Here is a 6,629-nt window from a genome sequence, read left to right as displayed (position 1 = left end):
TCAGTGGATGTTGACGCAGTTGTCCCGGGTTGCGCTGCGCTCCACCCGGGCTACGAGTTAAAGCCGCTTGATCGCGACCACGTCACTGCCTGCCGCCTTGATGCGGGCGATGGCCTCCGTGGCGTGCTCGATCACGGTTGCCATGTGATGCGCATTGGCGTGCACGATCGTTGTGGCATCGCGTACGATGGCGACATGGCCCTTCCAGAAGATCAGGTCGCCGCGCTGCAGCTTCCTTGCTTCCGTCGCGCTCAGCTCGCGCCCGAGGCCCTCCTGCTGCATGTCGCTGTCGCGCGGACAGCCGGTGCCGGCGGCGGTCAGCGCGACCTGCACCAGGCCGGAGCAATCGATGCCGAGGCTGCTCTTGCCGCCCCAGAGATAAGGCGTCCCGATGAAACGTTCGGCCACAGTGACGAAATCATCCTCGATCGCGTCGATGCCGCCGACATGGCGGCGCGGCAGGTGCCAGCCTTCGCGTGTCACCGCAAACACGCCGTCTTCGCGCGCGACGTTCAGCCGGGCGCCGAGCGGCAGCGTCTCGACCGGCGGCAGCTTGATCGAGGGGCCGGGAAAGGCGAAGGTCCGCAGCGCCGTCACCTTGTGGGTCGGCGCGGCGGAAGGTTTTGCCAGCGCGGCATCGGGCAGCCAGCCGACATAGCCGTCGCTGCCAAGCTGGGCCCAGGCGAATCCCTCGCCGTTGCGGTCATAGATGGTGACGCGCTCGCCCTTCAGGGCCTGCGTCAGCAGCGTGGCGTCGGAGCGTGGCGCTTCGCGGAGCGGCGCGAGTGCGTGCGCGATCTCGAACTCCTCGCCGGCAACGAAGCGCTCAGCGATCACCTTGCCTTCGAGGTATTTCGCGGCGATGTCGCCGCGGGAAGGTGTCAGGCGCGGATCATCCATAGCGCTGGCTCAACAGTTTGTAGATCGCGCGCGCCGCCTGGCATTCGCCGCCTTCGGGCCGCGCCGGTTTCGCGCTGGGAGTCCAGCCGTAGATATCGACATGCAGCCAGCGTTTGGCGTGCTCGACAAAGCGTTGCAGGAACAGCGCGCAGGTGACCGAACCGGCGAACGTGCCCGACGGGGCGTTGGTGATATCGGCGGTCTTCGAATCCAGCCAGGCATCGTAGGCAGGCCATAGCGGCATGCGCCACAACGGATCGTGCTCGGACTTGGCGTGGGCCGCAACTTCCGCGGCTAGCGTATCATCCTGCGTGTAAAAGGGCGGCAGGTCCGGCCCCAGCGCCACGCGCGCGGCGCCCGTGAGCGTGCCGAGGTCGATCAGGAGATCCGGCTTCGCCTCGTCGGCGAGTGCCAGCGCATCGGCGAGCACCAGCCGTCCCTCAGCGTCGGTGTTGCCGATCTCGACCGTCAGTCCCTTGCGCGAGGTGAAGATGTCGAGCGGGCGGAAAGCGTTGCCCGCGACAGCGTTCTCGACCGCGGGGATCAGCACGCGCAGCCTTATCTTGAGCTTCGCATCCATCACCATCTGCGCCAGCGCGAGCACATTGGCGGCGCCGCCCATGTCCTTCTTCATGATGAGCATGCCGCTCGATGGTTTCAGGTCGAGCCCGCCGGTATCGAAGCAGACGCCCTTGCCGACCAGCGTCACCTTGGGGTGATCGGGGTTGCCCCAGGTGAGATCGATCAGCCGCGGCGCGCGGCTCGAGGCCATGCCGACGGCGTGGATCAGCGGAAAATTCTGTCGCACGAGCTCGTCGCCCGTGATGCAGTTGAACGTGGCGCCGAACCGCGACGCTATCTGTTCCGCCGCCTGCGCCAGCTCCTGCGGCCCCATGTCGTTCGAGGGCGTGTTGATGAGGTCGCGCGCCAGGCATGCGGCCTCCACCATGCGCGCCAGGTCTGCCGCATCAACGCCATCCGGCGGCACCAGCCGCACGTCGGGCATTTCCGCCTTGCGATAGCGGCGGAAGCGGTAGCTGCCGAGCGCAAAGGCGAGTGCGGCGAGCCGCGTATCGTGCGGCGCATTGGCGAAGCGGTAGACGCCTGATGGCAGCAACCCGGGCAGGCTGCCCGGCCGGAATGGATCACGCGACCGGCTTGCCTCATCCTCAAGTCCGAACAGCACCTGTGCGAGCGAACCGTCAGGCGCCGGCAGCGCCAGATATTTGCCGGGCTTGGCCGCAAAGCCATTGGCCTGCGCGAACTGCCGCGCATGCGCGGGAAGCGTCTCGCGGATCTGCTCCCAGTTCGATTTCGTGACGAAAGTGATGGGAATGGCGTTCGATGCGGATGCAGTTTCGAAGATGGATGGCATGCGACTCTCATCAAATGGCAGGGGCGCTGATTCTTGTTTGAGCGTGCTCTTATCGGAAAACCGGTCTCCACTTTTCCGGAGCACGCCAGTTAACCAGACGTTAGGGTTAACAGTCTATTGCTGGTGCATTCGGCTCGATCTTTTCGCGCGATATTGTGAGTTAAAGCGCTATGCGTCGACAGTCCAGTCTTGCCCGCGCGCTCGCGTCGGCTGCCCTTTCGGCGCTGCTGGCGGCAAGTCTTGGCGGCTGCCAGACGCTCTCCGATGTCGCGGGCTCGCTGACCCCACGGACGAGGACCGCCGCCGCAGCTGCGCCGGATGACCCGCGCCGCGCCGTCGAATTCTATGGCGAGCGCTATCGCGCCAACCCGAAGGATGTCGAAGCCGCGATCGGCTACGGTCAGGCGCTGCGTACGACCGGACAACGGGCGCAGGCGGTCGCAATGCTGGAGCAGGCCACCATCGCCAATCCCGGCAACCGGCCGCTGCTCGCGGCCTATGGCCGGGCGCTTGCCGACAACGGCAATGCGCAGGCGGCGTTCGACGTGCTGAGCCGCGCGCACTCACCCGACAATCCCGATTGGCGCATCCTGTCGGTGCAGGGAACCACGCTCGACAGGCTTGGCCGGCATGACGAGGCGCGCCGCTATTATGCGAGCGCGCTGCGCCTCGCTCCAGACGAGCCGTCGGTGCTGTCCAATCTCGGCCTGTCTTACATGCTGAGCCGCGACCTGCCCAAAGCCGAAGAGAATCTGCGCCGCGCCTATGCGAGCAGCCGCGCCGACAGCCGGGTGCGGCAGAACCTTGCCCTGGTGGTCGGCCTGCAAGGGCGGTTTGCGGAAGCCGAGAATATCGTCAAGGCCGATCTGCCGGCCGACGAAGCCGCCGCCAATGTCGCCTACCTCCGCGACATGCTGAAGGGCCGGGACAATCCGCGGACCGCAGCGGCGAAACCGGTGCCGATCGTCGCGCGCGACGACTGATCCGTCTCAGGCGGTGTAGCTTAAGATCCTCTCGGGGGCCGCACAATCGGTTCAGTGCATCGCCGCCATGACTTTGATGACGGCCGGGCCGAGAATGACGATGAAGAGGCAGGGCAGGAAGAACAGGATCATCGGCACCGTCAGTTTCGGCGGCAGCGAGGCGGCTTTCTTCTCGGCCTCGGCCATACGCATGTCGCGATTCTCCTGCGCCATCACGCGCAGGCTCTGGCCGAGCGGCGTGCCGTAACGCTCGGACTGCTGCAGCGCCAGGCAGACCGATTTCACGCTCTCGAGCCCGGTGCGCGTGGCGAGGTTTTCATAGGCCGTCTTGCGGTCCTGCAGGTAGGAGAGCTCCGCCGTGGTGAGCGTGAACTCTTCCGACAGCGCCACCGATTGTCCGACGATCTCGGTTGCGACTTTCCTGAAAGCGACTTCGACCGACATGCCGGATTCGACGCAGATCAAGAGCAGGTCGAGCGCGTCAGGAAAGGCGCGCCTGATCGAAAGCTGACGCTTGGTGATGGCGTTCTTCAGGAACAGCATGGGCGCCTGCAGCCCGAGATACGCCGCGCCGAGGCAGATACCGATCTTCGTCAGCAGTGACGTTTGCAGTTGCGCGATTACGAAAACATACAGTGCGGCGCCGACCAGAATCACGATCGGCGTCAGAGCGCGGAAGAACAGAAAGGTGACATAAGGAGCGTTGCCGCGATAGCCCGCCATGACGAGCTTCTCGCGAGCGCTCTCCTGCGCCACCCATTTGCTCAGGTTGAAGTCTTCCACGACCTTGGAGACCATCTGCTTCGGCGCCTGCCGCAGCGACGCCTTTTCCGATTTGGCCAGCCGCTCGCGCTCGCGCTGGCGGATGCGCTCGCGTTCGCTCGCCACTGCCTTCATTCGCTTCTGCAGGTTCTCGCCGGCGAACAACGGCATGATCAGCGAGGAGCAGGTCGCGCTCACGGCGATCGCCGCGAGCAGCATGGTCATGAACCTGACGTCGTGGAGCTTGCTGGCCAGAAGATCAATCATGCTTCACCCGTCAGAAATCGAAATTGATCATCTTCTTCATCACGAAGATGCCGATGCTCATCCAGACCAGACAGGCTACCAACATCAATTGACCGGTCGGATGGGTCCACAGCAGCGAGATGTATTGGGGCGTCGTGATATAGACGAGCAGCATAACGGTCGGGGGCAGTGCGCCGATGATACCCGCGGAAGCCTTGGCTTCCATCGACATCGCCTTGATCTTCTCTTTCATCTTCTTGCGGTCGCGCAGCACCCTGGAGAGGTTGCCAAGCGCTTCCGAGAGATTGCCGCCGGATTTCTGCTGGATCGAGACCACGATGCCGAAGAAATTCGCTTCCGGCACCGGCATGCTCTCGTAGAGGCGGGCGCAGGCATCGCCAAGCGGCATGCCGATGGTCTGTGTCTCGATGATTGCCTTGAACTCGCTCTTGAGCGGCTCAGGCGAGTCGCTGGCGACCACCTTGAGCGATTCAAACAGCGGCAGGCCGGCCTTGATGCCGCGCACGATCACGTCGACGGCGTCGGGGAGCGCCTTCAGGAATGCCGCTTCGCGGCGCTTTTTCAGGAAGCCGAGCAGCCAGCGCGGCAGTCCGAAGCCGGCGGCGAAGGCAATGCCTACTGAGCCCAACAGTCCGCCGCTGATCATGTAGGAGAGCACGAAGCCGATCGCTGCAAGGATGGCGGAAACGATCCAGAACTTCTGAGGCGTCCAGTCGAGGCCAGCCTGGGTCAGGCGCTTGCTCAGCGAGACCTTCGCCTCCTTCTGCCGGCGCGCGTCGAGCTCGCGCAAGGTCCCTTCGACCTGCTCGCGGCGCGAACGCTGGGTGCGTTCGGCCTGCCGCGTGGTTGCGGGTTCGGAGCGGCCGATGGAGGCGCGGCGCACTTCCGCCTGCTTCTCCCCCGACAGCAACGGATAGAGGAAGACCCAGCCGAGGCCGCCGACGGCGGTTGCGGCGAGGAAGGCGAGGGCGAGCAATTGCAGGTTCATCATCGGCTTCCTTATGCCGGCGGCGGCGCTTCGGCGGCGTCGAGCGCGGCGGCGAGGCGATTCTCCTCGTTATAGTAGCGGGCGCGCTCCCAGAATTTCGGCCGGCCGATGCCAGTCGAGCGATGCCGGCCGATGATCTTGCCGTTGGCGTCCTCGCCGACGATGTCGTACAGGAAGATGTCCTGCGTGATGATGGTGTCGCCCTCCATGCCCATCACCTCGGTGATGTGGGTGATGCGGCGGGAGCCGTCGCGCAGGCGCGCCGCCTGGATGATGACGTCGATCGAGGCGCAGATCATCTCGCGGATGGTGCGCGAGGGCAGCGAGAAGCCGCCCATCGTGATCATGGATTCGCAGCGCGACAGTGCCTCGCGCGGGTTGTTGGCGTGCAGCGTGCCCATCGAGCCGTCGTGGCCGGTGTTCATCGCCTGCAACAGGTCGAACGCCTCGGGTCCGCGGACTTCGCCGACGATGATGCGCTCAGGGCGCATACGCAGGCAGTTGCGGACCAGTTCGCGCATCGTGACCTGGCCTTCGCCTTCGATATTAGGCGGCCTGGTTTCCAGCCGCACCACATGCGGCTGCTGCAGCTGCAGCTCGGCGGCGTCCTCGCAGGTAATGATGCGTTCGTCGTGCTCGATATAGTTGGTCAGGCAGTTGAGCAGCGTGGTCTTGCCGGAGCCGGTGCCGCCGGAGATCAAGACGTTGCAGCGGACGCGGCCGATAATCTGCAGAATGCTCGCGCCATCCGGCGAGATCGCGCCGAACTTGACGAGCTGCTCCAGTGTCAGCTTGTCCTTCTTGAATTTGCGGATGGTGAGCGCGGGTCCATCGATCGCGAGCGGCGGTACGATGGCGTTGACGCGCGAGCCGTCGGCGAGGCGGGCGTCGCAGATCGGCGAGGATTCGTCGACGCGGCGGCCGACCTGGCTGACGATGCGCTGGCAGATGTTGAGAAGCTGCTGGTTGTCCCGAAAGCGGATGCCCGTGCGTTGGATCTTGCCGGCGACCTCGATGTAAACCGTGCCGGCGCCGTTGACCATGATGTCGGCGATGTCGTCGCGCGACAACAGCGGCTCCAGCGGGCCGTAGCCGAGCACGTCGTTGCAGATGTCGTCGAGCAGGTCTTCCTGCTCGGCGATCGACATTACGATGTTCTTGATCGCGATGATCTCGTTGACGATGTCGCGGATTTCCTCGCGCGCGGAATCGCCGTCGAGCTTGGCGAGCTGAGCGAGGTCGATCGCCTCGATCAGCGCGCCGAAGATGGTGGCCTTGACCTGGTAGTAAGTGTCGGATCGGCGCGTGTCGACGGTCGGCGCCGGCGGCGGCTTGGGCGGGGCGATCGGGGGCG

6 protein-coding genes are annotated in these 6,629 nt (G+C 64.9%); 1 reads left to right on the top strand and 5 read right to left on the bottom strand.

Features of this window, described 5'->3' with window-relative positions; translation table 11 throughout:
• Positions 1 to 57: 57 nt before the first annotated feature.
• Positions 58 to 900, bottom strand: a complete 843-nt coding sequence (locus CWO89_RS38995; protein ID WP_130583638.1) for a C40 family peptidase — start codon at positions 898 to 900, stop codon at positions 58 to 60.
• Positions 893 to 2,275: a leucyl aminopeptidase family protein gene (locus CWO89_RS38990; protein WP_130583637.1), complete on the bottom strand. Its 1,383-nt coding sequence runs from the start codon at positions 2,273 to 2,275 to the stop codon at positions 893 to 895. The genes CWO89_RS38995 and CWO89_RS38990 overlap by 8 nt, the downstream gene beginning before the upstream one ends.
• 170 nt (positions 2,276 to 2,445) lie before the next feature.
• Here CWO89_RS38990 and CWO89_RS38985 point away from each other — a divergent pair, with 170 nt between their 5' ends.
• Positions 2,446 to 3,258, top strand: a complete 813-nt coding sequence (locus tag CWO89_RS38985; RefSeq protein WP_130583636.1) for a tetratricopeptide repeat protein — start codon at positions 2,446 to 2,448, stop codon at positions 3,256 to 3,258.
• A gap of 51 nt (positions 3,259 to 3,309) precedes the next feature.
• Here the strand turns inward: CWO89_RS38985 and CWO89_RS38980 are convergent, their stop codons facing one another.
• From CWO89_RS38980 to CWO89_RS38970, 3 genes are all read right to left on the bottom strand, one after another.
• Positions 3,310 to 4,287, bottom strand: a complete 978-nt coding sequence (locus CWO89_RS38980) for a type II secretion system F family protein (RefSeq protein ID WP_130583635.1) — start codon at positions 4,285 to 4,287, stop codon at positions 3,310 to 3,312.
• A gap of 10 nt (positions 4,288 to 4,297) precedes the next feature.
• Positions 4,298 to 5,275, bottom strand: coding sequence for a type II secretion system F family protein (locus CWO89_RS38975; protein WP_130583634.1), 978 nt, complete (start codon positions 5,273 to 5,275; stop codon positions 4,298 to 4,300).
• Between the two features lie 11 nt (positions 5,276 to 5,286).
• A partial coding sequence (locus CWO89_RS38970) for a TadA family conjugal transfer-associated ATPase (protein ID WP_130583633.1) occupies positions 5,287 to 6,629 on the bottom strand: 1,343 nt, incomplete at its 5' end.

It is taken from the genome of Bradyrhizobium sp. Leo170, from assembly GCF_004296405.1.
In the GTDB taxonomy this organism is placed as follows: domain Bacteria; phylum Pseudomonadota; class Alphaproteobacteria; order Rhizobiales; family Xanthobacteraceae; genus Bradyrhizobium.
Note: the sequence above shows the minus strand (reverse complement) of the source record. Positions and strands in the feature narration are given on the sequence as shown.

Bases quoted from the DNA above. Each gene is read 5' to 3' on its own strand.
- CWO89_RS38995 (WP_130583638.1), bottom strand. From the start codon at position 900: ATGGATGATCCGCGCCTGACACCTTCCCGCGGCGACATCGCCGCGAAA.
- CWO89_RS38990 (WP_130583637.1), bottom strand. From the start codon at position 2,275: ATGCCATCCATCTTCGAAACTGCATCCGCATCGAACGCCATTCCCATC.
- CWO89_RS38985 (WP_130583636.1), top strand. From the start codon at position 2,446: ATGCGTCGACAGTCCAGTCTTGCCCGCGCGCTCGCGTCGGCTGCCCTT.
- CWO89_RS38980 (WP_130583635.1), bottom strand. From the start codon at position 4,287: ATGATTGATCTTCTGGCCAGCAAGCTCCACGACGTCAGGTTCATGACC.
- CWO89_RS38975 (WP_130583634.1), bottom strand. From the start codon at position 5,275: ATGAACCTGCAATTGCTCGCCCTCGCCTTCCTCGCCGCAACCGCCGTC.